The sequence below is a fragment of the Shimia sagamensis genome (assembly GCF_900182745.1).
Lineage (GTDB): Bacteria > Pseudomonadota > Alphaproteobacteria > Rhodobacterales > Rhodobacteraceae > Shimia > Shimia sagamensis.
The window spans coordinates 17,960-43,972 of sequence record NZ_FXTY01000006.1 but is presented as its reverse complement, the minus strand read 5'-3'; the positions used below and the strand labels follow the sequence as shown (position 1 = coordinate 43,972).

At 57.7% G+C, this 26,013-nt stretch carries 27 protein-coding genes; 9 read left to right on the top strand and 18 right to left on the bottom strand.

Going from position 1 to position 26,013, the window contains the following annotated elements; translation table 11 throughout:
- Positions 1–24 precede the first annotated feature (24 nt).
- The 3 genes from modA to modC are packed head-to-tail and all read left to right on the top strand — an operon-like array spanning position 25 to position 2,578.
- A complete protein-coding gene (gene modA, locus QOL67_RS15570) occupies positions 25–804 on the top strand; it encodes a molybdate ABC transporter substrate-binding protein (protein WP_283426901.1) in 780 nt (259 codons plus the stop codon).
- Positions 801–1,496 (top strand): molybdate ABC transporter permease subunit, encoded by a 696-nt coding sequence (modB, locus tag QOL67_RS15565; RefSeq protein ID WP_283426900.1) that lies wholly within the window; start codon positions 801–803, stop codon positions 1,494–1,496. The genes modA and modB overlap by 4 nt, the downstream gene beginning before the upstream one ends.
- Positions 1,493–2,578, top strand: coding sequence for a molybdenum ABC transporter ATP-binding protein (gene modC / locus QOL67_RS15560; protein ID WP_283426899.1), 1,086 nt, complete (start codon positions 1,493–1,495; stop codon positions 2,576–2,578). Before modB ends, modC begins: the two co-directional genes overlap by 4 nt.
- Before the next feature lie 144 nt (positions 2,579–2,722).
- Here modC and QOL67_RS15555 read toward each other — a convergent pair whose 3' ends face one another.
- Entirely contained in the window at positions 2,723–3,154 is a 432-nt protein-coding gene (locus tag QOL67_RS15555; protein ID WP_283426898.1) for a DUF1489 family protein, read from the bottom strand.
- Between the two features lie 180 nt (positions 3,155–3,334).
- On the opposite strand from QOL67_RS15555, the gene QOL67_RS15550 reads away from it, so the two are divergent.
- Positions 3,335–5,617 carry an adenosylcobalamin-dependent ribonucleoside-diphosphate reductase gene (locus QOL67_RS15550; protein WP_283426897.1) on the top strand — a complete coding sequence of 761 codons (2,283 nt, stop codon included), beginning with the start codon at positions 3,335–3,337 and terminating at the stop codon, positions 5,615–5,617.
- Between the two features lie 274 nt (positions 5,618–5,891).
- Here QOL67_RS15550 and QOL67_RS15545 read toward each other — a convergent pair whose 3' ends face one another.
- From QOL67_RS15545 to QOL67_RS15525, 5 genes are all read right to left on the bottom strand, one after another.
- Positions 5,892–6,689 (bottom strand): ABC transporter permease, encoded by a 798-nt coding sequence (locus tag QOL67_RS15545; protein ID WP_283426896.1) that lies wholly within the window; start codon positions 6,687–6,689, stop codon positions 5,892–5,894.
- Positions 6,682–7,449, bottom strand: a complete 768-nt coding sequence (locus tag QOL67_RS15540; RefSeq protein ID WP_283426895.1) for an ABC transporter ATP-binding protein — start codon at positions 7,447–7,449, stop codon at positions 6,682–6,684. The genes QOL67_RS15545 and QOL67_RS15540 overlap by 8 nt, the downstream gene beginning before the upstream one ends.
- A gap of 57 nt (positions 7,450–7,506) precedes the next feature.
- The gene (locus QOL67_RS15535; RefSeq protein ID WP_430458960.1) at positions 7,507–8,520 is read right to left on the bottom strand and encodes an ABC transporter substrate-binding protein; all 1,014 of its coding nucleotides are present in this window, start codon (positions 8,518–8,520) and stop codon (positions 7,507–7,509) included.
- A 22-nt stretch (positions 8,521–8,542) separates the two neighbouring features.
- Positions 8,543–9,214, bottom strand: a complete 672-nt coding sequence (locus QOL67_RS15530) for an FCD domain-containing protein (RefSeq protein ID WP_283426894.1) — start codon at positions 9,212–9,214, stop codon at positions 8,543–8,545.
- A 162-nt stretch (positions 9,215–9,376) separates the two neighbouring features.
- The gene (locus QOL67_RS15525; protein WP_283426893.1) at positions 9,377–10,252 is read right to left on the bottom strand and encodes a LysR family transcriptional regulator; all 876 of its coding nucleotides are present in this window, start codon (positions 10,250–10,252) and stop codon (positions 9,377–9,379) included.
- Positions 10,253–10,362: 110 nt separating this feature from the next.
- Here QOL67_RS15525 and gstA point away from each other — a divergent pair, with 110 nt between their 5' ends.
- From gstA to QOL67_RS15505, 4 genes are all read left to right on the top strand, one after another.
- Entirely contained in the window at positions 10,363–10,974 is a 612-nt protein-coding gene (gene gstA / locus QOL67_RS15520; protein WP_283426892.1) for a glutathione transferase GstA, read from the top strand.
- Positions 10,971–11,351: a nuclear transport factor 2 family protein gene (locus tag QOL67_RS15515; RefSeq protein WP_283426891.1), complete on the top strand. Its 381-nt coding sequence runs from the start codon at positions 10,971–10,973 to the stop codon at positions 11,349–11,351. Before gstA ends, QOL67_RS15515 begins: the two co-directional genes overlap by 4 nt.
- A gap of 3 nt (positions 11,352–11,354) precedes the next feature.
- Positions 11,355–11,576, top strand: a complete 222-nt coding sequence (locus tag QOL67_RS15510) for a tautomerase family protein (protein ID WP_283426890.1) — start codon at positions 11,355–11,357, stop codon at positions 11,574–11,576.
- A 216-nt stretch (positions 11,577–11,792) separates the two neighbouring features.
- Positions 11,793–12,200, top strand: coding sequence for a globin family protein (locus QOL67_RS15505; RefSeq protein ID WP_283426889.1), 408 nt, complete (start codon positions 11,793–11,795; stop codon positions 12,198–12,200).
- Between the two features lie 59 nt (positions 12,201–12,259).
- Here the strand turns inward: QOL67_RS15505 and adh are convergent, their stop codons facing one another.
- From adh to QOL67_RS15485, 4 genes are all read right to left on the bottom strand, one after another.
- Positions 12,260–13,783 (bottom strand): aldehyde dehydrogenase, encoded by a 1,524-nt coding sequence (gene adh, locus QOL67_RS15500; protein ID WP_283426888.1) that lies wholly within the window; start codon positions 13,781–13,783, stop codon positions 12,260–12,262.
- Positions 13,784–13,911: 128 nt separating this feature from the next.
- Positions 13,912–14,868 (bottom strand): GAF domain-containing protein, encoded by a 957-nt coding sequence (locus tag QOL67_RS15495; protein ID WP_283426887.1) that lies wholly within the window; start codon positions 14,866–14,868, stop codon positions 13,912–13,914.
- 191 nt (positions 14,869–15,059) lie between these two features.
- On the bottom strand, positions 15,060–16,574 hold the full coding sequence (locus tag QOL67_RS15490; protein WP_283426886.1) for an aldehyde dehydrogenase (NADP(+)): 1,515 nt from the start codon (positions 16,572–16,574) through the stop codon (positions 15,060–15,062).
- Positions 16,575–16,663: 89 nt separating this feature from the next.
- Positions 16,664–17,341 carry a GntR family transcriptional regulator gene (locus QOL67_RS15485; protein WP_283426885.1) on the bottom strand — a complete coding sequence of 226 codons (678 nt, stop codon included), beginning with the start codon at positions 17,339–17,341 and terminating at the stop codon, positions 16,664–16,666.
- Between the two features lie 156 nt (positions 17,342–17,497).
- Between QOL67_RS15485 and QOL67_RS15480 the strand changes: the two genes are divergently transcribed.
- Entirely contained in the window at positions 17,498–18,514 is a 1,017-nt protein-coding gene (locus QOL67_RS15480; RefSeq protein ID WP_283426884.1) for an Ldh family oxidoreductase, read from the top strand.
- Positions 18,515–18,531: 17 nt separating this feature from the next.
- On the opposite strand, the gene QOL67_RS15475 is transcribed toward QOL67_RS15480, so the two are convergent.
- The 8 genes from QOL67_RS15475 to QOL67_RS15440 all read right to left on the bottom strand — a co-directional run bounded on the left by QOL67_RS15475 (position 18,532) and on the right by QOL67_RS15440 (position 25,958).
- Positions 18,532–19,557 (bottom strand): trans-3-hydroxy-L-proline dehydratase, encoded by a 1,026-nt coding sequence (locus tag QOL67_RS15475; RefSeq protein ID WP_283426883.1) that lies wholly within the window; start codon positions 19,555–19,557, stop codon positions 18,532–18,534.
- Between the two features lie 11 nt (positions 19,558–19,568).
- The gene (locus QOL67_RS15470) at positions 19,569–20,672 is read right to left on the bottom strand and encodes a cis-3-hydroxy-L-proline dehydratase (RefSeq protein ID WP_283426882.1); all 1,104 of its coding nucleotides are present in this window, start codon (positions 20,670–20,672) and stop codon (positions 19,569–19,571) included.
- Between the two features lie 12 nt (positions 20,673–20,684).
- Positions 20,685–21,923, bottom strand: coding sequence for an NAD(P)/FAD-dependent oxidoreductase (locus QOL67_RS15465; RefSeq protein ID WP_283426881.1), 1,239 nt, complete (start codon positions 21,921–21,923; stop codon positions 20,685–20,687).
- A gap of 66 nt (positions 21,924–21,989) precedes the next feature.
- Positions 21,990–22,922, bottom strand: coding sequence for a 4-hydroxyproline epimerase (locus tag QOL67_RS15460; protein ID WP_283426880.1), 933 nt, complete (start codon positions 22,920–22,922; stop codon positions 21,990–21,992).
- A complete protein-coding gene (locus QOL67_RS15455) occupies positions 22,913–23,872 on the bottom strand; it encodes a dihydrodipicolinate synthase family protein (protein ID WP_283426879.1) in 960 nt (319 codons plus the stop codon). The genes QOL67_RS15460 and QOL67_RS15455 overlap by 10 nt, the downstream gene beginning before the upstream one ends.
- A 31-nt stretch (positions 23,873–23,903) precedes the next feature.
- Positions 23,904–24,626 carry an amino acid ABC transporter ATP-binding protein gene (locus tag QOL67_RS15450; RefSeq protein WP_283426878.1) on the bottom strand — a complete coding sequence of 241 codons (723 nt, stop codon included), beginning with the start codon at positions 24,624–24,626 and terminating at the stop codon, positions 23,904–23,906.
- The gene (locus QOL67_RS15445) at positions 24,623–25,285 is read right to left on the bottom strand and encodes an amino acid ABC transporter permease (RefSeq protein WP_283426877.1); all 663 of its coding nucleotides are present in this window, start codon (positions 25,283–25,285) and stop codon (positions 24,623–24,625) included. The genes QOL67_RS15450 and QOL67_RS15445 overlap by 4 nt, the downstream gene beginning before the upstream one ends.
- Positions 25,286–25,295: 10 nt before the next feature.
- Positions 25,296–25,958, bottom strand: coding sequence for an amino acid ABC transporter permease (locus tag QOL67_RS15440; protein ID WP_283426876.1), 663 nt, complete (start codon positions 25,956–25,958; stop codon positions 25,296–25,298).
- Positions 25,959–26,013: the final 55 nt, after the last annotated feature.

Here is a 26,013-nt window from a genome sequence, read left to right as displayed (position 1 = left end):
ACTTGTCTGGACACAATGGGTTCCATGCTGCGGTCTTACTTCTCTGTGCTTCTTCTGGCGACCGGCATCTTCGGTGTAGCTGTGTCGTCTGTTCGGGCTGAGCAGATCAGCATTTTTGCCGCCGCCAGCCTACAGGAAGCGGTTTCAGACGTAATTTCCAGGTTTGAAGAGAAAAGTGGACATAAGATCACCGCCTCGTTTGCCGGATCTTCCACCTTGGCGCGGCAGGTTGCGTATGGCGCGCCTGCAGATGTGGTAATGTTGGCAAATGTCAAGTGGATGACGTACCTGAACAATAAAGGTCTTCTGGCCAAGGAAAATATAAACACCAGATTTGGCAATGAGTTGGCGCTTGTGGTTCCTGTGAGTATAGCGGCCAGTTCGAAGGAAGGCGTTGTCGCAGATTTGTCGGAAATATTAAAATCTGGCAAGGTTGCGATGGCTCTGGTTGAGGCGGTGCCCGCAGGCATTTACGGCAGAGAAGCCCTGCAATCCCTCGGGCTTTGGGAGGGCATTCGACCCAATGTGGTCGAAACAGATAATGTGCGTGCGGCGCTGGCGCTGGTGGCGCTGGGAGAAGTGGCCGCGGGGATTGTGTATGCCACGGATGCAGAGGTGGATGATCGTGTGCGGATCGCCGCTCGGTTTACGGCGGATTTGCACAGTAAGATTGTCTATCCTACCGCTGTTGTCACTGGGCAAGATCGGCCGGAAGTGCTTGAATTTATGACCTACATGGAAAGCGATGCAGCGAGGGAGGCCTTTGCCAATCGTGGGTTTGTTGTGTTGGAGGAAACACAATGACGGAGTGGTTGGGACCGCAGGAATGGGCGGCAGTGGGCCTGTCTCTTAAGGTGGCCTTTTGGGCAATGTTGGGCGCTGTTGTACCGGGGGTTCTTGTCGCTTATGCACTCGCGCGCTGGGACTTTTTTGGTAAACAAATTGTTAACGTTTTGGTACACTTGCCACTTGTTCTTCCTCCAGTTGCGACAGGGTATTTGTTGCTGGTGACATTTGGCACGCAGGGTCTTATTGGCGGTGCTCTCAAAGAAATTGGCGTGGTGTTTGCCTTTCGTTGGACCGGAGCAGCCCTGGCGGCAGCCGTAATGGCGTTTCCATTGCTTGTGCGGTCCATCCGGCTTTCGATTGAAGCGATTGACCCAAAGTTGGAGCAGGCCGCCGCCACGCTTGGGGCCTCACGTTTGATGGTGTTTTTCACAGTCACGGTACCATTGATGTTGCCTGGGCTATTGGCGGGAATGGTGCTCGCTTTTGCCAAAGCGATGGGAGAATTTGGTGCAACCATTACATTTGTCAGCAATATTCCCGGCCAAACACGGACCTTGCCAAGTGCAATCTACGCGTTTTTGCAAGTGCCTGGTGGTGAAACGGCAGCGATGCGGCTTGTGGTGGTTAGTATCATCGTGGCTGCAGGGGCGTTGATATTGTCTGAAGTGCTCGCCCGCCGCATCGCCAGAAAGGTGGGGCAGGCATGAGTGTTGAGGTGCACATCCGGCAGGGGTTTCGAGGTTTTGACCTCGATGTGCGATTTGAGGCACCGGTTGGGCTGACGGTGTTGTTTGGCAGCTCTGGATCCGGAAAGACCAGTGTGATCAACGCGGTGGCGGGGCTGAGTAAACCCAAAAAGAGTCGGGTTGTTGTGAATGACGCGGTTCTGAGTGACAGTGCGGCAGGAGTTTGGGTGCCCACACATCAGCGCAGCCTTGGGTATGTGTTTCAGGAGGGCCGCTTGTTTCCGCATATGTCGGTGCGCAAAAACTTGATGTACGGCAATGGGTTGGCAAAAGCGCGACCAGAGGTGGCGAGCTTTGATCAGGTGGTTGATATCCTTGGCATTGCCGCGTTGTTGGAGCGGCGGCCGTCGGAATTGTCGGGCGGCGAAAAGCAGCGGGTGGCTATTGGGCGTGCATTGTTGGCGCGGCCTAAATTGATCTTGGCAGATGAACCTCTGGCGGCGTTGGATGAGCCACGTAAGGCGGAGATATTGCCGTATTTTGAGCGGCTGCGGGATGAATTTTCCCTTCCAATTCTGTATGTTACTCATTCAATTGCCGAGGTGGCGCGGTTGGCGACCACGGTTGTGGCGCTCAAAGAAGGCAAGGTGGATCGGGTGGGGACGGCGGCGGAAGTGCTGTCTGATCCGAGCTTTACGCCTATGGGACCGCGGGCTGTGGGGGCGGTACTTGAGGCGGTAGTGGCGCAGCATCACGAGGACGGGCTTACAGAACTTTCAGCCAATGGCGTGGCTTTGATGTTGCCAGAGGTGGGCCATCCAACGGGACATAAGGTGCGTGTGCGCGTGGCTGCGCATGATGTGATCCTCTCAAGAGAGGCGCCTAAAGGGTTGTCTGCGCTCAATATTGTGGAGGGCAAGGTGCACTCGGTTCGATCCGGCGGTGGGCCGGGCGCCATTGTGTCGGTGGACACCAAAGCCGGGCGCATTTTGGCGCGGATCACGCGACGGTCGGCGGCTGCCCTTGAGTTGTCAGAAGGTGTGCGCTGTTATGCGGTGATGAAATCCGTGTCCGTGGCACCGCAGGATATTGGCACGCGCTGAGTTTGATTTGTTGGCGCGTTAATCCGCCAAATCTCTGGAAAATCCATGTCAGTATTGCGTCGGTATTACGACTGTATCGCAGAGGTGCGTTTTTGTGAGGCGCAGGGCGCGCGCAACGGTTACTGCACCGCGCGTTGCATCTCTTTAGAGAACGCCTATTTCTGCCAGGGCGCGGTTGAGGTCGTCCGGCAAAACATCGTCATTGGCGCGGTTGGCAGGCAGATCGGCAGGAGCGTCCTCGGGCTTCAGGTAACGCCATCCTTGAAAAGGACGTTTGAGAGCGGCCTGTGTCAGATGCACTTTTGGCTCCAAAACGATCGCGCATCGGCGGATGCCGTCTTCGCCTATGACTTCGTCCAAACGCAAAACGCGCTGACGGCACTGAATGCTGCCCTTGATGACCCAATAAATTGAGCCTCCATTGAGGATTTCAGCCTCACGTTTAGGCCACATGCGCGTGACGTGGCGGGGGAGTCCGTCAGGAAAGCGCGCTTTGTTGGCCTCTTGCCAGGCCGCAAGCGTTTCCGGGCTCTCTGAGCCAACCGAAAGTTTCACAAGATGCACGGTTTTACCCACAGTTTATCCACAGAATTATGCACGGACAACACAGTATATAGTGGGGTTGTTAACCTTCAACCCCAAAATAATGTGGTTCCTTCGCGAAAAATACCATATTTGCCCGTTGTCAGATGACGCAGATTTGATATAGATTAAAAAACCCTAAACTCACGCGCAGCACAACCAAGGAATCCACCGATGAGCCGTTTCGCCGCCCCCATCGCAGAGCAAATCTGGGACATGAAATACCGTTTCAAAGAGGCGGACGGTACGCCGATTGATCTGTCGGTGGAAGACAGCTGGCGACGGATCGCCCGCGATCTGGCCAAAGTGGAAAAAGACTCGGCCAAGTGGGAAGAGAAATTCTACGGCGCGTTGGAAGACTTTAAATATCTGCCAGCCGGCCGGATCACGGCTGGCGCAGGCACCGCGCGCAATGTGACATTGTTCAACTGTTTTGTGATGGGCACGGTACCCGACAGCATGTCCGGCATTTTTGACATGCTCAAAGAAGCGGCGCTGACCATGCAGCAGGGCGGCGGCATTGGCTATGACTTCTCCACCATTCGTCCGCGCGGCGCGGACGTAATGGGCGTGGCGGCGGATGCGTCCGGACCGTTGAGCTTTATGGATGTGTGGGACGCAATGTGCCGCACCATCATGTCTGCGGGCTCCCGTCGCGGCGCGATGATGGCGACCATGCGTTGTGACCACCCGGATGTTGAAGATTTCATCACTGCCAAATCTGACCCGGCCCGTCTGCGCATGTTCAACATGTCCGTGCTGGTGACCGATGACTTTATGGAAGCGGTGAAAGCGGATGGTCCGTGGGAGCTGAAGTTTGGCGATCGGGTGTATCACACCGTGGATGCGCGTGACCTGTGGAACAAGATCATGCAGGGCACCTATGACTATGCTGAGCCAGGTGTGATTTTCATCGACCGCATCAACCAGCGCAACAACCTCAGCTATGTCGAAGAGATTGCGGCAACCAACCCATGTGGTGAGCAGCCATTGCCGCCTTATGGTGCGTGTTTGCTGGGCTCGATCAACCTTGCACGATTGGTAACCGACCCGTTTGAAAAAGCGGCGGAACTCAATGAAGAGGCGCTGACTGATCTGGTGGCAACTGCCGTGCGGATGATGGACAACGTTGTGGATGCGTCCAAATTCCCGCTGCCGGAGCAGCAGAATGAAGCTCAGAACAAGCGCCGGATCGGCCTTGGTGTGACCGGCCTTGCGGATGCTCTGCTGATGTTGGGCCTGGAGTACGGCACCGAAGAAGCGGCCTTGCAGACCGAAGCCTGGATGAAAGCCATTGCGCGCGCGTCTTACCTGGCGTCGGTGGATCTGGCAAAAGAGAAGGGGGCTTTCCCGCTCTTTGACAAAGACAAATACGTGAACGGTGGCCTGGTTCAGGACTTGGACGAGGACGTGAAGGCGGCGATTGCTGAGCACGGCATTCGCAACGCGCTGCTGACGTCGATTGCACCAACCGGCACCATCAGCCTCTATGCGGGCAACGTGTCCTCAGGCATCGAACCGGTGTTTGCCTATGCCTACACCCGCAAGGTTTTGCAGAAAGACGGCTCGCGCACGGAAGAGGAAGTGGTTGATTACGCAGTGCAAATGTGGCGCGACAAGTTTGGCGACAAGGAGCTGCCAAGCTATTTTGTGAATGCACAGACATTGGCACCCGCAGCGCATGTGCGCATGCAGGCGGCGGCGCAAAAATGGATCGACAGCTCGATCTCCAAAACCATCAACTGCCCGGAAGACATCGACTTTGAAAGCTTCAAAGATGTCTACATGCAGGCGTGGGACACCGGCTGCAAAGGCTGCACCACCTATCGTCCAAACGATGTGACGGGCTCGGTTTTGACCGTGTCTGAAAGCAGTGAGAAAGCGCCGGGTGAGCAGCCAGCGGACCATGTGGCAGATTCCGGTGAGGTCATTTACATGGCGGAGCCGCTGGAACGGCCACAAAGCCTTGAAGGTGCGACCTACAAGCTGAAATGGCCAGACAGCGAGCACGCGATTTACCTGACGGTGAACGATGTGATCATCAATGGGCATCGCCGTCCGTTTGAAGTGTTTATCAACTCCAAAAACATGGAGCACTACGCCTGGACATTGGCGTTGACCCGGATGATTTCGGCGGTGTTCCGTCGTGGCGGGGACGTATCGTTTGTGGTCGAAGAGCTGAAGGCTGTGTTTGACCCGCGTGGTGGCGCGTGGATGGAGGGCAAATACATCCCGTCCATTCTGGCTGCGATTGGCGGCGTGCTGGAGCGCCACATGATTGCGATTGGCTTCATCGAAGGTGAAGGCATGGGGCTGAAATCCGACCCGCAGGCTGAAGTAATGGCAGTTGGTGGCGCCCCACGTGGCAAAGCCTGCCCAAGCTGTGGTCAGTTTGATTTGCAGATGGTGGAAGGCTGTATGACATGCCGCAGCTGTGGCCACAGCAAGTGTGGGTGAAGGAAACTGAGGAGCTTTCGGTTTCCGTCTTGGATTTTTGGGGTTCTTCAATCACTGAATTGTCTAAATGAGAAACGGCGCAGGGAGGACCCTGCGCCGTTTTCTGTCTATCCCTATGAACCATAGGTGGGCTGTTTGCTTTTCGACTTGATGCGTTCACATCGATAACACAAATTCGATCTCGCGGGCATGCTGCGTCGTTTGTGTTTTACTGAATCTGGGTGGCCTGATGATGAAGGTCACGCCTCCATCAGAGCGATTATTGGCGCTGTGTTCAGGAGCGCCAGCCAAGCATGCGTCGTTCGATGAATCCGATGACAGTGCTCACAATCACACCAAGCAGCGACAGGATCACAACTCCTGCAAACAACCGCTCTAGGTCATAAAGCGAGCCGGCCTCAAGGATATACGCGCCAATCCCGTATTGCGCGCCCAGCATTTCTGCTGCGACAAGCAGGATGATCGCAATTGCGAGGCTGATGCGCAGGCCAGACAAGATGCCTGGCATAGCCCCTGGCAGGATGATTTTGCGCACAATGGACCACCATGACAGGCCAAAGCTCTGACCCATACGGATCAATGTGCGATCCACATTGTCGACAGCGCCGTAGGTGGCGACAACGGTGGGGGTGAAGGTGCCAAATGCGATGAGGGCATATTTGGAGCCTTCGCCAATGCCAAACCAGATCACAAACAGCGGCAAAAGGGCAATTTTCGGGATGGGAAAAATTGCGGCCACCAAAGGTACAAGCCCGGATCGGATATGGGAAAACAGCCCAATTAACACGCCAACGGCGATGCCTATGCTGACACCAAAGGTGGCGCCCACAGCGAGGCGTGCCAAGGAGGGGCCTAAATGTTGAAACAGCAATCCGCTGGTATAAAGTTGGCGGAATGTCTCCAAAACATCGGACGGTTTGGGCAGGGTCAGAGGTGAAATCCAGCCTGACTGAGTACCCCATTCTGCGATGGCGATAAGCACAACAAAGACTGCGACACCAATCCAGGCTTTGGGTTTGGGGGCAAACCCGCCGCCGCGAAAGGTGACGGCTTTTTCTGAAGTTTCAGACATGCAGCAACTCCTCATCTGCGGCGCGGGCTTCGTCGCGCATCAGGTTCCACAGGCGTTTCTGGTAGGCGTCGAGGTCCGCGTCGCCAAACTCACGGTCAGCCAAAGGTTTGTCGATCTCGACAATCTCGCGGATTTGGCCGGGGCGGCGCGACAAAACAACTACCTTGTGCCCAAGGCGCACGGCCTCCGCTAAGTTATGCGTGACGTAGACAGCTGTGAAAGGCTGGCGCGACCAAAGGCTGACCAGATCATCCATCAACAACTCGCGGGTTTGGCTGTCGAGCGCAGACAGTGGCTCGTCCATCAACATAACGGCGGGTTTCACCGCCAAGGCGCGGGCAATGGCCACGCGTTGCTTCATGCCGCCTGACAGCTGTTTGGGCAGGGCTTTGGCAAAATCGGTGAGCTTGGTGCGGGCCAGAACATCGGTGATGATCTCGCGCGCGGCGGCGCCTCGGATACCGTGATCCTCCAAGACCAGCGAGATGTTTCCGGTTACTGACCGCCACGGCAGTAGGGCAAAATCCTGAAAGATATAGGTCAACGGGTTGAGGCAGTCTTTGGGGGGATTACCCAGCTGCAAAACCTGACCACGTTGGGGGCGTTCCAGCCCGCCAATGAACCTCAGGAGCGTCGATTTTCCGCAGCCTGACGGCCCGACAATGCAGATGATTTGTTGGTTTGGGATGTCGAGTGTGATGTCGCGCATCACCTCAAAGCCATCGTAAGAATGGCCGATACCATCAAGCCTGATGTCCATGTCGTGCCTCAAGAAGTCTGCGGCGGGGCGGCTCTTGCTGCCCCACCTGAGGGCGGTCTAGGCGCCGGTTGTTTCCACGTAGGAGCTGTCTACGAGTGTGTCGAGGGTGATGTCTGCGCCGACCAATCCTTCGGATTGGAACCAGCTCAACTGGTCTTGAACAGAGCCCACGTTCAGGGCAGCACCGGAGCTGATGCGCATGGTGCCATTGATGATGGATCCGGCTGCCTTGGCGCGTTCGCGGTCTGTGTAGACATATTTGTGGATCAGATCGACCATCGCGTCCTGATCCGCTGTGCCGTCAATCATGGCGGCAGCATAGTCATCCACGCCTTTGGAGAAACCGGCCAGGAAGCTTTCGGTCTGACCACGCTCGTTGGCTGCGTTATTGGCGGAAGTGAACACGGTGGTGACCTGATAATCCGGGATGTAGTCCGAGACATTGCCCGCAATGTGCCATGCGCCCGCTTTGGCCAGAGGTTTGGCGATGTGCGGCACAATCGACCAACCATCCACTTGACCGGACTTCATCGCGCCGATGATCGCACCAACCTTTTGCAAAGGAGTGAAGTTCAGGTTGATGCCTTCGGCGGCTGCCATTTTGGCGCCCATGTAGTGGAAGGATGAGCCTGCCTGGGTGACGGCGTATTTCTTGCCATCGAGATCTTTGAGGCTTTTGATGCCAGCTTGATAGGAGGCATCGGAGATCAGGTACTTCTGACCATCAATGCCAGCTTCTTCTTGCAATGCGCCGCCAATAACTTTGATTGCGCCTTTGTCAGCCAGACTAATGAGACCGCCAGAAATAGCGGTCACCGCATAGTCGATGTCGCCGCTTGCGATGGCGACGGCCATGGGTTGTGCAGCTTGGAAAAACTCAAATTCCACATCCAATCCTGCCTCGGCGAAGTAACCGCGCTCAAAGGCCACGAAGTTGCCGGAGTGGGATGTGAAACGCAGTGCGCCCACTTTGATTTTTTTGTTCATGGCCAGTGCAGGCGCGGCCAATCCGCTTGCTGCCACCGTGCCGCCCATCAGGGCCAGTGCCTTCCGGCGAGTAAGTTTGATCACGTTATCCTCCCAATGATCTGTTTCAAGTGTCCGGCTGTAATTCCGATTTGATGTCCTCTGCCAAAGCTGCAATCGCAGCCTTGCTGTCGCGGGCCAGAACCGCATCGACAAGCGCCTGTTGCCGTTTGCCGCGCCTGTCAAAGTCAAGGTGCCCTTCGCGGAGCAGCGCCAGCCGAAACCGGCGGCTTTGATTGTATAGTTTGCGCTGAAGGTCGATGAGACGCGGGCTGCCGCAGGCATCAATGAGTGCGTAGGAAAACGCCCGACAGGCCTCATCCCACTCCATCGCAGTCAAGTCATCAGCGGTCTCGGCGATGCACTCTTCGGCTTTGCGAAGGGCATGATGCGCGGCAATCACGCGGCCCTCCCAAGCGATATCGCCGTTTTCGACGGCCAAAGCGACGGCCAGTTTCTCGATCTCCGTCCGCACCATCAGAATGTCGCGCACATCATCCTCAGTTGCTGAGGCGACCCGAAATCCGCGCTGGGACGTGGCCTCCACCAGCCCTTCGGCGGTGAGCAGCCGTAGGGTTTCACGCATCGAGTGGTTGGATCCTCCATACCGCGTGCGCAGGGCTTGCAACTTCAACTTTTGGTCTGGCAACAACGTGCCAAAAGAGATGTCGCGCCGTAAAGCAGCCGCAAGCATGGCAATAACGGTGTCGTCTTCTTGGCTGTCGCGTCGCAGGATCATTTTACCGACCAAAATCAAAAATGTTGGACATTTTTGCGAATATTGAACGCCGTGTGTCAAGAGGGTTATTAGCGGGGCTGGCAGGCCGCAATGTTGCGGAGCTCGATCCCAACGCGCTATGGTGCGCAGCGCATGGGGAAGGCAAGCAGGCGGTAAACGACATCAGCCTGTCCCAATTCGGTCCCAAAGGTCTGTGGCGACAACGCCCGGTGGGCGATCTCTGCGCCTTATTTTGTAGAGGACCGTATGCCGCGGGGGAAACCCCTCGAGGTTCAGAGACCGCAAACCTCCTGCCTCCCGTTCTTCGCGGGTCATGTGATCCGGCATGCCGCCCCAACCCAAGCCGGAGACAATCACCTTTTTCTTCGCGCTGAGATCGGAAACCGTCCATTTGCGTCCTCCGGGGAGCAAGTCTCGGCTTTGCGCATAGGCATCGCCGCCGGTTCCTGCGGTGACAACTTGGATATAGCTTTGCATGTCTGAGACAGAGAGTGCCCGGGTGCCGGAAGGCAGGTCCAATTTGGGACTGGCGACCGGGCGAATTGTCACCTCTGCGACGGGTTCAGCCTCAACTTTATCCAGCGGCACCCCATCCATCGAGGCCAATGCAATATCTGCCTTGCCCTCCATCAATCTCGCGGCTGGCCCGCCCATCATTTCCATGGCCAACCGGAGATGTGTCGCCGGGTGGCGCTGTCCAACGTCCGCCAAAGCGGACAACAGTGGGTCGAGGTCCATTGTTGCCGTGACAGCAAGGGTTATCTCTGGTTCCACGCGGGCGCGCAGCCGGGCTGCTGTTGACCGCAAATCTTGCATCTGACGTAACACGCGTGAGGCTTCGCGGTAAAAAATCTCGCCGGCAGGCGTTAGGGCTGGGCGGTAGGCCGCGCGGCTGAACAGTGAAATTTCAAGTTCTTCTTCGAGCAGGCGGATAGCGTGGCTGACCGCTGATTGGGACTTGTTCAGCCGTTCGGCTGCGCCCCGAAATGTGCCGGTTGAGACAATTGCGTCTAATGCCAAAAGTTGATCGTGTTTCAAAAGAACGCCTTCATGATCGATTTTTCTGATCATTAAAGTGAGAACACAATATTATCAATTTATGATTTCGGCGTTTAGCCATGGGGCATCTTTTATCACAGGAGTATCCCATGAAACTGTACTACAAACCCGGTGCCTGCTCGCTGGCCAGCCACATCATTTTGCAGGAAGCCGGGCTCGCCTATGACATCGAAATGGTGGACACCGATGCCGGTCGCACCGAAGCTGGCGCGGACTATCACTTGATCAACGCAAAAGGATATGTGCCCGCGTTGGAGTTGGATGCAGGCGGCGTGCTGACCGAAGGGCCGGCAATTTTGCAATTTATCGCGGATAGCAACGCTGAGGCGGGTTTGGCACCAGCAGCGGGCACGCTGGATCGCGCACGTGTGAACGAGCAGCTCAATTGGATAGGAACTGAGTTGCACAAGGCATTTGGCCCATTGTTTCGAAATGGCACATCTGAGATTGCTAAAGACACCGCGCGCGCAGCAGTCGCGGGCAAATTTGATCTGATTGAAACGCAGTTGAAAGATTGCCGAGAATGGTTGGTTTCTAACCGGTTTTCTGTCGCTGACGCCTATTTGTTTGTGGTCTCAAACTGGGCCAACTTCACCGAAATCGACATCACGCGCTGGCCTCTTCTGGCAGCGTTTGTGACCCGTGTGGCGTCTCGCCCTTCGGTTCAGCGCGCAATGCGAGCGGAGGGGCTGATCCAATGACACCAGCTGATTTTAAAGCCGTAAGCTTGCTGATGGAAACGTACTTTGAGGGGCTGCACCAGGCAGACAGTGCGCTTTTGCGCCGGGTGTTTCATCCGCGTTTGTCCTATGTCTGCGCCACTCACGGGGATGAGCTTTGTCTCGATCTGGAGACATACATGGAGCGTGTGGACAGCCGCGAACCACCGGCCAAACGTGGTGATCCGCGCGAAGAACATGTGCTGGAAATTGCGTTTCCAGGGGGGCGTTTGGCGCATGTTACCGCACATATGAGCATGATGGGGCGTGCATTTTTGGATGTGCTCACGCTTGTTGATGACGGGTCTGGCTGGCGCATCGTGACCAAAGTTTTCACCTATGTTCCGCTAGAGGATTGATTGATGCCTTATGTGAATATTGAAGTGACCCGCGAAGGTGGCCCGAATGGTGACGGCCCAAGCGTGGAACAAAAGGCCCAGTTGATTGCGGGGGTCACGGACCTGCTAAAGAACGTACTTGGCAAAAGCCCGGCAACCACCTTTGTTGTCATCAATGAGGTTGCGCTGGAAGATTGGGGCATTGGTGGATTGCCTGTGGAGGCGTATCGGGCGCAAGCGCGATAAGCCCAAAGGCGCCTGTGCGTGGCTTGCGAAGTGAAACTGTGGCACGGGGTCACTTCGCAGGTGCGCGGCACAGAATGGGCCGACCAGTGAGGCGCGAGTGTTTTTGTTTACGCGAAACAGTAAGACCTTTGGCCGCTGTTGCGTAAGTTAAATTTCGGGCCGCGGGGTGGAAATTGGTGTAGGTTACAATTGCTACCTTTGTGAAGGATCCTTGAGATGACCCCGGAACAGATCAATTTGGTGCAGAGCAGCTTTCGGATGGTAACGCCAAATGCAGAGGCGATTGCGGGTCTGTTTTACGGTCGGTTTTTTGATCTGGCGCCGCACTTGCGACCGCTGTTTCCCGAAGACATGGCGGAGCAAAAAAAGAAATTTATGCAGATGTTAGAGTTGGTGATGAAATGCCTCAATTCACCGGGGCGGTTTTTACCTGCGGTTGTTGGATTGGGACAGCGTCACACTGATTATGAGGTTACGCCTGAAGATTACCGCTTTGTCGGTGAAGCGCTGATGTGGGCGTTGCGTCAGGGGCTTGGGGAGGCGTTCACAGATGATGTGCAAGCAGCCTGGATTGCAGCCTATGGGACACTGTCTGATGTGATGATTGGCGCTGGGTCAGAGTAGGCATAAAAAGCCCCCGCCACAAACGCAGCGGGGGAAGTTTCCTCACGGGGGGGCGGTTCCTAGAAGAAGCCCAACTTGTTTGGGTTGTAGCTCATCAGGATGTTCTTGGTCTGCTGGTAGTGGTCCAGCATCATTTTGTGGTTCTCGCGGCCAATACCGGACTGTTTGTAACCACCAAAGGCAGCGTGGGCCGGGTAGGCGTGGTAGTTGTTCACCCAGACACGGCCAGCTTCGATGGCGCGGCCAAAGCGGTAGCAGGTGTTGGCGTCACGTGACCAAACACCGGCGCCGAGGCCGTACATGGTGTCATTGGCAATCTCGAGCGCTTCTTCTTCGGTTTTGAAGGTGGTCACGGAGACAACCGGGCCAAAGATTTCTTCCTGGAAGACACGCATTTTATTGTGGCCTTTCAGGATGGTTGGCTGAATGTAGTTGCCGCCAGAAAGCTCACCATTGAATTTGGCCGCTGCGCCACCGGTCAGCACTTCGGCACCTTCTTCCACACCGATGGTCAGGTAGGAGAGAATTTTCTCTTGCTGTTCCACGGAAGCCTGTGCGCCAACCATGGTTTCCGGGTTGCGTGGGTCGCCCTGTTTGATGGCCTGAACGCGGGCGATGGCACGTTTGATGAACTCTTCGTAGATGTCTTCCTGGATCAGGGCACGGGACGGGCAGGTGCAGACTTCGCCTTGGTTGAAGGCAAACAGCACAAAGCCTTCGACCGCTTTGTCTAGGAAGGCGTCATCTTTGGCCATGACATCAGAGAAGAAGATGTTTGGCGATTTGCCGCCCAGTTCCAGCGTGACCGGGATCAGGTTGTCGGTGGCCGCTTCCATGATCTTTTTGCCGGTGGCGGTGGAGCCAGTGAAGGCGATCTTTGCGATACGCTTGGAGCTTGCCAGTGGGGCGCCCACTTCGGCACCGTAGCCGTTTACGATGTTCAGAACACCAGCTGGCAGGAACTCGGACATGATTTCCGCAAGGATCATGATTGCGGCTGGGGTTTGCTCAGCTGGTTTCAGCACGATGCAGTTACCTGCGGCCAGAGCAGGGGCCAGTTTCCAAGCGGCCATCAGGATGGAGAAGTTCCATGGGATGATCTGACCAACAACGCCCAGAGGCTCGTGGAAGTGATACGCCACGGTGTCCGCGTCAATCTCGGACATGTTGCCTTCCTGACCACGCAGCACGCCTGCGAAGTAGCGGAAGTGGTCAGCGGAAAGTGGAATGTCAGCCGCCATGGTTTCGCGGATTGGTTTACCGTTGTCCCAGGTCTCTGCTTGCGCGAGGCGCTCTAGGTTGGCGTCGATGGCGTCAGCCACTTTCAACAGCAGGTTGGAGCGCTCAGCCGCGGAGGTCTTTCCCCAAGCGTCTTTGGCGGCGTGCGCGGCGTCCAGCGCTTTTTCGATGTCGGCGGCGTCGGAGCGGGCGACTTCGCAGACTTTCTCGCCGGTGATCGGGGTGACGTTGTCAAAGTAGCGGCCGTTGACCGGTGCAACAAATTCGCCGCCGATGAAATTGTCGTAGCGATCTGCAAAAGGCGAGACGTAGGTGCCGGTCTCGGTGTGGGTCATGTCGTTCATAGTGGTCCTCCTCTAGGTCCGATCTCCTCCGATCGGATTGCAGGGAGGATGGCGTGTGCGGAGGTGCGCGTCAGGGAGGGGGCAAACGGTTGTACAAACGAGGTGTCTCAGGGGTGAGACACATGGGGTCACGTTTCGTTAAGGCCGAGGCGTTTCATGCGGCGATAGAGCGTGGCGCGGCCAATGCCAAGCTGGCGCGCCGCCTGGCTGATGTTGCCGTCTGCGCGGGCGATGGCGCGAACTACGGCGGCGCGCTCGGCTTTTTCAAATCCGGTGGGGCCGTCTTCTCGCCCCAAGATGTCTGCGGCTGGGCGCGGCGTCAGCGCGGCGCTGCTTTCCATGCCAAAGACGCGGCGGGCCTCGCGGGTGGCGCCCACCACCAGATCATCGCTGTCGATGGCAAGCAGGGTGGCGGCCTCGGCGTCTTCGCTTTCTGCCACCACAATGCGGGCGGTGGGGAAAGTGGCGCGGAAGTGGGCTTCTTCGATGGCGCGGGCTGTTTGGGCAACCTGTGCGGCGATCAGGCGGTTGAAGGCTTCGGTTTGATCCGCGCGGGCAGAGGAAACGTCCAGAGCGGCGACAATTGTGCCGTCGCTGCCATAAATTGGGGCGTCGATGCAGCTCATGCCGGTGTTGCAGGCAAAGAAGTGTTCGTCGCGGTGGATGATCAAGCGGCGGCCTTCGGTGAGGCAGGTGCCAATGCCATTGGTGCCTTCCTGCGCTTCGCTCCAGTCGGCACCATTGCACAGGCCCCAGTGATCGAAGGTGGGGGCGTCCGCGTCGCTGAGACGTTGATCCAGGATCACGCCTTTGGCGTCGGACAGAAACACGCCACAGCCGGATTGGCCGACCAGAGCGTAAAGCGAGTCCAGACGCGGGGCGGCAACGGTCATGAAAGTGTCCAGGGACGCTCGACGGTGTTTGAGGCAGTTTTGGGTGACGCGGGCCACGTCGCGCTTGGAAGCTGGATCCAGCCCGTGTTTGTGGGCAGAGCGGCGCCAACTGGCGGCAAGACGGGAGTGTGCAGCGGCAGAGGGAGAAAAAGCAGCGTCCAGAACGCGGTCAACATGGGAAATGGGGCGCATAAGGTTCGCTCCGACTGGGGACTAAACAGAGTTCTGGCTAAAAGTGGCTGCGGGTCTTTGCGGTAAGCTACTGGAAAGCGGACAAAGTGCAACTGCGACCAAAGGCGCGGGGAGATACAAAAAAGGGCGACATCGGATGTGATGCCGCCCTTTGGGGAGGTGTCTTTGGGTTTGGCCCGGTGGGCCGGGTCTTAGGTTTGTGTGGTTGGATCCAGAGCCGCTGGCAGGTTCTGATAACAGACCGGACGCAGGAAGCGGCGGATGGAGAGCGTGCCCACCGAGGTGGCGCCAAAGTTTGTGGAGGCCGGGTAAGGGCCGCCGTGCACCATGGTGTCGCTGACCTCGACGCCGGTGGGGAAGCCGTTGGCCAGAATGCGGCCAGCTTTGCGTTCCAGAATGGGCAGCAGGCTTTGCGCGGCTTCGGTGTCAGCGTCGTCCATATGCAGTGTGCAGGTGAGCTGACCTTGCAGTTGCTTGGCCACGGCGCGCATTTCATCGAGGGTGTCGGCGACAAGGATCACGCCAAGCGGGCCGAAGACTTCCTCGCCCAGCACTTCGTTGGCCAGCCAGTTCTGTGCGGTGGTTTGGTAGAGGTACGGTGTGGCGCCGCGCAGGTCGCAGCTGGTTTTTAACAGCTCTTGCACGCCGGTGGTTTCGGCGACCAAAGTTTGGCCTTTGCGGTAGGCAGCGGCGATGCCGTCCGTGAGCATGGTTTGCTCTGGCTGATCGGTGAGGGCGGCTGTGGCTTCTTGCGCAAAGGTTTCTGCGTTCGAGCCAGCAAGCACAACAGCGATGCCGGGGTTGGTGCAGAATTGGCCGGCGCCCATGGTCAGAGAGCCAGCCCAACCTGTGGCGAGCTCAGCATGGCGGTTGGCCAGCGCGTTCTCAAAGATGAACATGGGATTCACGGAGCCGAGTTCGCCAAAGAAGGGGATTGGTTCCGGGCGGGCGGCGCAGAGATCAAACAGGGCACGGCCACCTGCGAGCGAGCCAGTGAAACCAACCGCTTTGATCAGCGGGTGTTGCACCAGAGCGGAACCCACAGTGCGGTTGCCACCCTGGATCAGGCTGAACACACCGGGGTGCAGGTCGCAAGATTTGATCGCCGCATGGATGGCTTCGGCGATGATTTCACCGGTGCCGGGATGCGCGGAGTGGCCTTTCACCACAACGGGGCAGCCAGCGGCCAATGCGGCGGCGGTGTCACCACCTGCGGTGGAAAAAGCCAGCGGGAAGTTGGACGCGCCAAACACGGCCACAGGCCCAATGGGGCGCTGCATCATCTTGAGCTCGGGACGCGGCATTGGTGCGCGATCGGGCAGGGCCGGGTCGTGGCGCAGATCGAGGTAATCGCCTTTGAGGATGTGTTCGGCAAACAGACGCAGCTGACCGGTGGTGCGGCCGCGCTCGCCTTGCAGGCGGGCTTCGGGCAGGCCGGTTTCCTGGGTGCCAATTTGGGTGATAGCCTCAGCCCGCGCGTCGATTTCATCGGCGATGGCGTTCAGGAAGGCGGCGCGCTCGGTGCGGGACGAGTAGCCAAAGCTCCAGAAGGCGTCTTCGGCGGCTTGCACAGCTGCGTCAACATTATTGACAGTGCCAATGGAGAAGTCATGGGCTGGGCCGTGCGCAGGTTCAGATGGAAATTTGGCGCCGCCGGACACCCAGGTGCCAGCAATGAGGTGGTTGCCGTGAGGGACAAAAGTCATGTGGGACTCGCTGTTTGAAAGATTGCTTGTGGATATTGTATCCAATTTATCGACGCAAGCAAGTCTGTTCCGCAAAAAGCGACTTGGAATTAGGTTTCGATTGCGCGTTTTGCCTCGATCAGCTCAAGAAGTTCGTTCTTGGTGCGCTCAATATGTGCGGCAAGCAGGCCGCAGGCTGCATCAGTGTTTCGCTCCCGAGCTAGTTTGAGCAGGTTGCGGTGCTCTTCCTTGGCCGGCTCGCGCTGTTCCATGACGCTAAGGTGTAGGCGCACGTAGCGGTCGGATTGGATGTTGATGCGGTCAAGGATGTCTTTGGTAAGGCTACGTCCGGCAGCGGCGTAAAGTGCACTGTGATACGCGTGGTTGAGCGTTCCCCAGCGTGCCACATCATCCTCGTCATACGAGGTTTCCATCTGCTGTAAGATGTTCTCACACTTGTCAAAATCGGCGAGCGACATCTGCGGTATTGCACGACGGAAGAGGTCGGTTTCGATCAGAATGCGCAGGTCAAAGATTTCACCAATCTCGCCGATTGAGTGCTTGGTGACAGTGCCACCACGATTGTTGGCCCATTGGATCAGTCCTTCGGCATTGAGCCGTTTCAGAGCCTCGCGGATTGGCATGCGGGAGACGTCATACTCCTCGGCAAGTGCTTCCTGACGGATTGGTTCCCCTTCAGACATGTCGCCACTAAGGATGCGCTCACGTAGATCGTTGGCGATCATCTCTGGCAGACTCTGTTTGGTAACCGCGCGCTTCCCAGTCATGCCGTATCCTTCATTTAAAGCTGTGTTTTGGATACAGGTACCGGCTGTATGCTGATTTTCCAACAAGATTTGCGTTCGTGAGGTAATTTTCCAGCTTGTGGTGCGGCTTGAGTTTATTGTATCCAATATCCATAAAATTTGGCGGGAGAAGTATTGATGGCTGAAATGGCTCAAATCACCCTGGAAGATCTGCGCCAGCTTGCGGTGCAAACCTTATCTGACGTTGGTTATGGTGACCGACACGCTGCAGCAATTGCCGAGATGCTTCTCCAATGTCAGCGCGATGATTGTCAGTCCCACGGGCTGTTCCGCCTATTGATGTGCCATCAAACGATGAAGGCTGGAAAGATCGATGGGCATGCGTTGCCGCATATTGATCCGTCAGAGGGTGCAATTGTGCGGGTAAATGCGCGTGATGCGATGTCTATTTTGGCGGTGAATGAGGCGATGCCGACATTGATCGAGAAGGCGCGCAAGTTTGGCATGGCGGCGATGACTGTGAACAACTGCTTCCATTTCTCCGCGCTTTGGCCAGAGGTGGAACGGTTGTCTGAAGAAGGCTTGGCGGGGTTGTCGATGGTACCCAGCCATTCCTGGGTCGCTCCGGCTGGAGGAAAACGCGGTACTCTGGGGACCAATCCGTTGGCGTTTTCCTGGCCACGTATGGGCAAAAATCCATTTACGTTTGATTTTGCCACCAGCGGGTTTGCGCGGGGGGAAATTGAACTGTACCTGCGGGCTGGAAAGCCGTTGCCGGAAGGTGTCGCAGTAGATGATGAAGGCAACCCAACTATTGATCCGCAGGCGGCGCTGGATGGCGCGATGTTGACCTTTGGTGGCTACAAGGGTTCCGCACTGTCGATCATGATTGAACTGATGGCGGGGCCGCTGATTGATGATCTGACCAGTGCACAAAGCATGGCGTTTGCCGAAGGGCAGGGTGGTGCGCCCTATCATGGGCAGATCATTCTGGCGCTTGATCCGTATCACCTGAGCGGCGGGCGAGTGGCTGATAACAATGCCCGAGCGGAGCGGCTGTTTGCGGATATTCTGGATCAGGGTGCGCGGTTGCCATCTCAACGGCGGTTTGAGGCGCGGGCGCGCAATACAGAGCGCGGCTATGTTGAGGTGCCCAAAGCGCTTCTGGAAGATCTAAAGAAACTGGGCGGCTAAGGGCCGCCCAGCCATTATTAGGCGCCCCAAGTGTCACTGAGGCGGTAACCTGTGGGCCAAGGGTCATCAGGGTCCAGCATATGTTGATGAATGCCGGTGACCCAGCCACGGCCGGAGATTTCCGGCACAATTGCGGAGCGGTCGCCGACGGTTGTGCTTTCTACGATGCGGCCGGAAAAACGGGAGCCGATAATGGACACCGCATCAAATGTCTCGTTGGGTTTCATCTGACCTTTGGCAACCATAAGCGCCATGCGGGCGGAGACAGCTGTGCCAGTGGGCGAGCGGTCCACTTTGCCCGGTTGGATAGCCACAGCAGATTTGCCCGTGAGGCCCGTTTCAGTACGAGACAGAGGACCACAGAACGCGCAGAAAGAGATGTGGTTCCAATCCGGGTTTTCCGGATGCGTGAAGCCAAGTTGGTCGTTGGCGGCATTGGTGATGGCGACGCCAAGGCGTGCGATGTCCTTGGCCTCATCTTCCACAATCTCAAAGCCAAGCGCCTCTGCGTCGACAACCACAAAACTGTCGCCTCCGTAGGCCGTATCAACCGTGATGGTTCCGTGGCCGGGTACTTCAAGCGGCACGCCAATTTTGTCCGCAAAGCTGGGCAGGTTTTGCACAAAGATGCGCTGGGCCTTACCGTCTTTGCATTCGGCGCGGACTTTCACCAAACCGCCGGGAGCCTCCAGCGTCATAAAGGTTTCCGGTTCCTGCATCGGGATGATGCCGCCATCCAGAAGCACGGTGGAGACGCAGATCGAGTTGGAGCCAGACATTGGCGGTGTGTCTTCTGGCTCCATGATGATCCAAGCGGCGTCGGCGTCCGGGTGTTTGGGCGGCACAAGCAGGTTCACGTGGCGGAATACGCCGCCACGAGGTTCATTCAGCACAAAGTTTCGTAGGGTTTGGTCCTTGGCAATGAAGCTGCGTTGCTCCCAGATGGTGTCGCCCGGTGGCGGGGTTACGCCACCGACAATCACGTCACCCACTTCGCCCTCAGCATGGGCGGAGACCACATGGATGGTTTTGCTGCTGCGCATTTAGAAGTCCTTCAGCGGTAGGTGGCGACAGGATCGCCCAGAGCGTCAAACACAGGTGTGATGCCAAGACCGCGCGTGTCCGGCGCGGTCATGCGGCCGTTTTTGCGCTTCGGCGCACCCTCGGCGATGGTGACTGTGCCGTAAGAGTTGAAGTCTGTCGCGGAGAAAGTGAATTCTGCGGGTGTGGAGCGGGCCAGATGGGCAATGGCTGCGGTGGTGATGTCGCCGCCCCAAGTGTCTTCGATGGTCATGGGGATGCCATGCGCCACGCAGAGGTCACGCATCAGGCGGGCCTTGGTGAGGCCGCCGACCTTGGAGATTTTCAGGTTGATGGCGTCCATCGCATCTTCGGCTATGCCTTTTACCAAAGTGTTGGGTGTGTCGATGACCTCGTCCATCACAAATGGCAGAGAGGTACGGCGGCGGATGGAGATGCTTTCCTCATAGGTCAGACAGGGCTGTTCAATGTAGACGTCGAGATTGGCCACAGCGTTCACCACGCGGGCGGCCTCGTGGCGGGTCCAGCCGGTGTTGGCGTCGGCCACAAGCTGATCGGTTTTCTTCAGCACAGCGCGGGTGGCGTGGATGCGGTCGATGTCGTCATTGGCCTCGCCGCCCACCTTGAGTTGGAACTTGGTGTAGCCCTCGGCGGCATAGCCTTCGATCTTCTTGGCCATGACGTCCGGGTCTTCCTGACTGATGGCGCGGTAGAGCACCACGTCGTCCTGTGCGGCACCGCCTAAAAGAGTGTAAACTGGCTGCATCGTGGCTTTGCCCAAAAGGTCCCAGCAAGCGATGTCGACAGGGGCCTTGGCGTAGGGGTGGCCGCGCAGAGCGGCGTCCATGGTGCGGTTGATCGCACCGATGTTGAGCGGGTCCTGACCAATGAGGTGCGGGGCCAATTCAGCCAAGCCTGCGCGGACGCCCTTGGCAAAAGACGGCAGGTAGGCGGAGCCCAGCGGGCAGCATTCGGCGTAGCCCTTGAGGCCCTCATCGGTGAGGATTTCCAGCACGGTGCTGTCGAAGACTTCGATGAAATTGCCGTTGGACCAGTTGTAGCGGCCTTCTTTTAGAGGCAGGTCAACTTGATAGACGTTGAAACCGGTGATTTTCATAGCGTGTTCCTTTCAGAAACGGGTGGCCGCATAAGCGGTGAGAGGAATGGCGGGGGAGGTGTTGTCCACGAGGTCCGCGATCAGTTCTGCGGTGCCTGCGGATTGGGTGAGGCCGAGGTGGCCGTGCCCAAAAGCGTAAAGGATGTTGTTGCTGCGCGCGGCGGGACCGATAACCGGTAGACTGTCTGGCATGGAGGGGCGGAACCCCATCCATTGATTGCCTCTTGAGGTGTCCAGTGCAGGCATAAATCTGGCGGCTTTTTGCAGGAGAATGTCGGCGCGCTTGTAGTTTGGCTTAAGCTTGAGACCGCCAAGCTCCACTGCGCCGCCCACGCGTACGCCGCCGTTGATTTTGGTCACCACAAAACCGTGGCCGCCAAAGGTCAGGTGGGTGCGCAGCGGGAAGGCGCCAGTGGGCAGCGTGGTGTTGTAGCCGCGTTCTGTTTCAAGCGGGATCTTGTCTCCCATTGTGTGGGCGAGGTGGTGGGACCATGCACCCGCCGCCACGATCACCTTGGGAGCCGAGATGGGACCGTTTTCCGTATGCAAAACGGCGGCGCTGTCATGGCATTCCAGCGCATGAATGTTGGCGGTGTCGATGCGTCCGCCATGAGCGAGAAAGGCGTCGGCGAGATGTTGTGTCCACGCTTGTGGATCAACCGTGTTCATCCAGCCGGGGGTGAAGACCGCATGGGTGAACCGAGGATCAAGGCCGGGCTGGATCTCTGCGATGACTTCGGGTGTTTCCAATATTTGGAAATCAATGCCGTGGGAGCGACGCAGCTCCCAGCCGGACAGGCTGGCGCGGAATTCCTTTTCGCCTTCATAGAGCTGCAACTGGCCTTCTCGCTGCATCATGTCTTCGCCTTTTGTGACTATGATCTGACGTTCCAGCGCGGCGCGGGAATGGGTCATCAACTGAGTTTGTGCATCCACTGAGGCGGTGTAGCGGTCTTTCCAGCTGGCGCGCCAGAAGCGCAGCATCCAAGGGGCGATTTTTAGGACGTAGGCCGGAGGGATCGACAGGGGGCCAAGCGGATCGAGCAGCCACTTGGGGGCTTTGCGCATGATGCCGGGGGTGGCAAGCGGCTCAATGTCGGTGAAAGCAAAAGCGCCAGCGTTGCCGCTGGAGGCTTCTGTTGCGATGCCTGCGCGATCCAACACGCGGACCTGATGGCCGCGGCGTTGCAACTCCAACGCGGTGGAGATGCCAATGATGCCGGCGCCAATGACGATGATGTCGTTTGTCATGCCTGTGACCTGTCGTGAGAGGGAGAGACCGGACAGGCACGGGGAGGGATGTCTGTCCGGAAGGCGCTAATGCGCGATGCCGTGTTTGAAGGGGTCTTCGGTTTCAAACAGGATGGTGCTTTGTGCGGTGACAAAGGCTTGGCCGGTGATCGAAGGGATGACGCCACCGTTGGGGCCTGTTTGATAGGACAGCGTGTAGGGGCTGCCGATCACGCTGTGCTGCACGATTTCTTCGCTAGGGGCCAAACGGTTGTCTGCGGCTAAGCAGGCCAGCCGCGCGGAGCTGCCCGTGCCACAAGGGGAGCGGTCGTAAGTATCATCCGGGCAGAGCACAAAGTTGCGGCTGTGCACGCCTTTCTCCGGCGCTTCACCCTGAAAGATCACGTGATCGATCGGTTCGCCGTTCTCACCACCCGCGCCGATGTCATTGGCAGCATCACGAATGGCGATGCCCATGTCGGTCAGCGCGCGGATGTTGCCAATGTTGACGGGCAGCGGGCTTGGATCGAGGATGAAAAACCAGTTGCCGCCATAGGCCACGTCACCGGTGATCATGCCATAACCTGGCACGTCCAGAGTGACGTGTTTGCGCACACGACGGCTTTCGACGTTTCTGACGGTCACAGTGTTGGCATCGCTGAGTTCCACCTCAACCACACCAGCCGGCGTTTCGATGCGATGCACTCCGGGTGTGATGCGGCCCAGATGTGCCAATGTCACGGTAAGACCAATGGTGCCATGGCCGCACATGCCGAGCACAGCGCCCATGTCAAAGTAGATCACGCCTGCCACACAGGTGGGGTCCACCGGTTCCACCAGAAGCGCGCCAACCATAGCGGGTTGGCCACGCGGTTCGCGCATCACGGAGAGATAGAAATCCTCATGCTCCGTCGCCAGACGGTGCGCGCGTTCTGTGAGGGAGCCGGTCCCCAGATCCGGCCCGCCGTCCAGGATCACCCGTGTCGGCTCCCCGCCGGTATGGCTGTCGATCACATGCATTCAGCGATGACTCCGCCTTGCTTGGACCAGTCGGCAAACCAGGTGCGGAACAGGCTGTATTGCGCCTCACAGTAGTTGCGCTGGGCGTCGCTCAGAACGTCGGTCTCGTTGAAGTGCAGGCGGTATTCCTCTTCGCCGTTCAGGACGAGCAGGTATTTGTAGTAAAGGACCAGGTCGGTGCCTTCATCAAAGCTGGCGAGCACACCAAAAGCTTCTTCGAGTTCCTGCGCGCGTTTGCGGGCCTCAGCGTGACCAGCGGCGGCTTTTTGTGACAGGGCAGCGAGCAGCAGGGCTTCTTTTGGCAGAGCGGTGCCGATGCCGGTGATGGAGCCGGTGGCGCCACAGTTGACAAAACCATGGTAGACCTCGGTGTCCACGCCCACCATCAGGGTGACTTGATCGTCCTGGGAGGTGATGTGCTCTGCGGCGTAACGCAGATCATCTTTGCCGCCAAACTCTTTGAAACCAATCAGGTTTTTATGTTCGGAACGCAGCGCGAAGAACAGGTCAGCTTTGGTCGCAAAACCATACACAGGACTGTTGTAGATGATCGCGGGCACGTCGGGCGCGGCCTCAAGGATGGCTTTGAAGTGGTTCTTCTGTGCAGCCATGGAGGAGCCACGGGACAATACACGCGGGATCACCATCAGGCCAACGGCGCCAACTTTCTGCGCATGAGCCGCGTGCGCGACGGCGGACTTGGGATTGATGGCGCCGGTGCCAACGACAACCGGGATGCCTGCCTCAACCAGTCGCTGCACGCCGGTCATGCGCTCTTCGTCGGACAGCAGGGGCCAGTCGCCCATGGAACCACAGTAGACCACAGCGGACATACCTGCCGCGATCATGTCGTGGCCTTTTTTCACAAGCGCGTCGTAGTCCGGGCTGCGGTCTGCTTTGCACGGGGTCATGAGGGCCGGCATGGTGCCGGAGAAGATGTTTTTGGTCATAGCTTTTGCCTTTTTGGTCTTGCGTGCGGGGTTAGCGCACGTTGGCGAGGAATTTTTGGGTGTGTTCAGACTGCGGGTTTCCGAAGATTTGCTCGGGCGGGCCGATTTCTTCCATGACGCCCTGGTGGAAGAAGGCGACGCGGTCGCTCACGTCGCGGGCAAAGCCCATTTCGTGGGTCACGCAGATCATGGTCATGCCTTCTTCGGCCAGCATGCGCATGGTTTCGAGCACTTCGCCGACCAGCTCCGGATCAAGTGCGGAGGTGGCTTCGTCAAAGAGCATGTATTCCGGCTCCATAGCGAGGGCGCGGGCAATGGCGAGGCGCTGTTGTTGACCACCGGAGAGGGCGGATGGGTAGACGTCGAGTTTGTCACCCAAACCCACGTGTTTGAGCTGTTGCGCGGCGATCTCGCGGGCTTCGGCTTTGGATTTGCCTTTCACGATCTTGGGCGCGAGGGCGACGTTTTCCAGCGCGGTCAGATGCGGAAAGCTGTTCCATTGTTGAAACACCATGCCAAGCTGCTGGCGCAGTTTGTTGATGTCGGTGCCTTTGGCATGCACGTCGGTGCCGTCGACCACCACTTTGCCCTGCTGCACAGGCTCCAGCCCATTGATGCAGTAGAGCAGTGTGGATTTGCCGGACCCCGACGCGCCGATGACGGAGAGCACCTCGCCTTTTTCGACGTTCAGGTCGATGCCCTTGAGCACGTGCAGGGAACCAAAGTATTTGTGCAGGTCATGAATTTCGATCATTGGGCCCACTTTCTTTCAAGCGACGCGGCATAGCGCGAAATTGGGTAGCTGAGCGCGAAGTAGAACGCGCCTGCGATGGAAAGGATGAGGAAGGGTTCCTGTGTCCGGGTGATCAGGATTTGGCTGGCTTTGAGCAGTTCGACGTAGCCGAGTACGGAGACCAGCGCGCTGTCTTTCATCACGCCAAGGGCAACCCCAACCCAAGCCGGGAACACGGCGCGACCACCGATGGGCAGGACCACGTAGCGCAGATCTTGCCAGTAGCTCATGCCAAGGCTGCGTGCGGCGCGGCGCATGGGGGCGTCGACGGCTTCGATCCCACCACGGGCGACGCTGGCCACTAGGGACGCGGTGTAGATCGTTAGGATCACCACGCCAGAGGCAAACGGATCAAGGTTGAGGCCAATGATGGGGGCGAAGTTGTAGAACAACACCAATTGGATGATCAGAGGCACCGAGCGGAAGACGTCCAAAATGGGGGCGACGGTGAGGGCCGCGGCCCATTTTCCCTCATATAATATCCAGCCAAAGATCACGCCGAGCACAGTACCGATGGAGATCGACAAGACCGAAATCCACATGGTGCGGACGGCCGCTTCGCCAAGAAACAGAAGGTCTTTGGGAGCAAATCCGCTGAAAAAGCTAATAGTAGGTTCCATGGGGCGCTCCTCAGTACCGGAAGAGCCGGGTCGCCAAAAGGCGGGAGGCTCCGAGGATGAGTTTCACGATCACGTAGTAGATGACCGCGGTGACGGCGAAGTATTCAAAGATCCGGAAGGTGCGGGAGGCGAAGAATTGCGTCTCACCGGAGAGTTCGCGGAAGCCGACGAGCATGCCAAGCGACGACATCAGCACGGCCCAGACCATTTGGTTGGTGATCGGGTGATAGACGATGCGAAACACCTGCGGGATCACGATGCGGGTGTAGGCTTGCCATGCGTTCATTCCGAGCGAGCGGGAGGCGCGGATTTGGGTGTCCGGAATGGCTTGAAAGCCGCCGCGAAAGTTTTCCGCCAGATAACCGGCGCAGTTGAAGGTCAGCCCCATGAGCACAATCATGTAGGGCGAGAGGTGCAGGCCAAAAGAGCCAAGACCAAAGCCAAAGAAGAAAAGCTGAAACAGGGCAGGGGTGTTGCGGGCCAGTTCCACCCAGGTGGAGGCCAGCCACAAGAGCGGGCCGCGCATGTGCAGGCGGATCAAGGCGAGGCAGAGGCCGATGACGATGCCAAGGATCATGGCGAGCACAGCCACCTGCAGGGTCAGCATTGCTGCCTCAAGCAGGTCTGGCAGGCTTTTCATCACCGGTCGCCAATGGAAGTTGTAATCAAACATGTGGTTTGTTCCCGTGGCCCCCGCCCAGCATGTGCTGGACAGGGGCGGGTTTTAG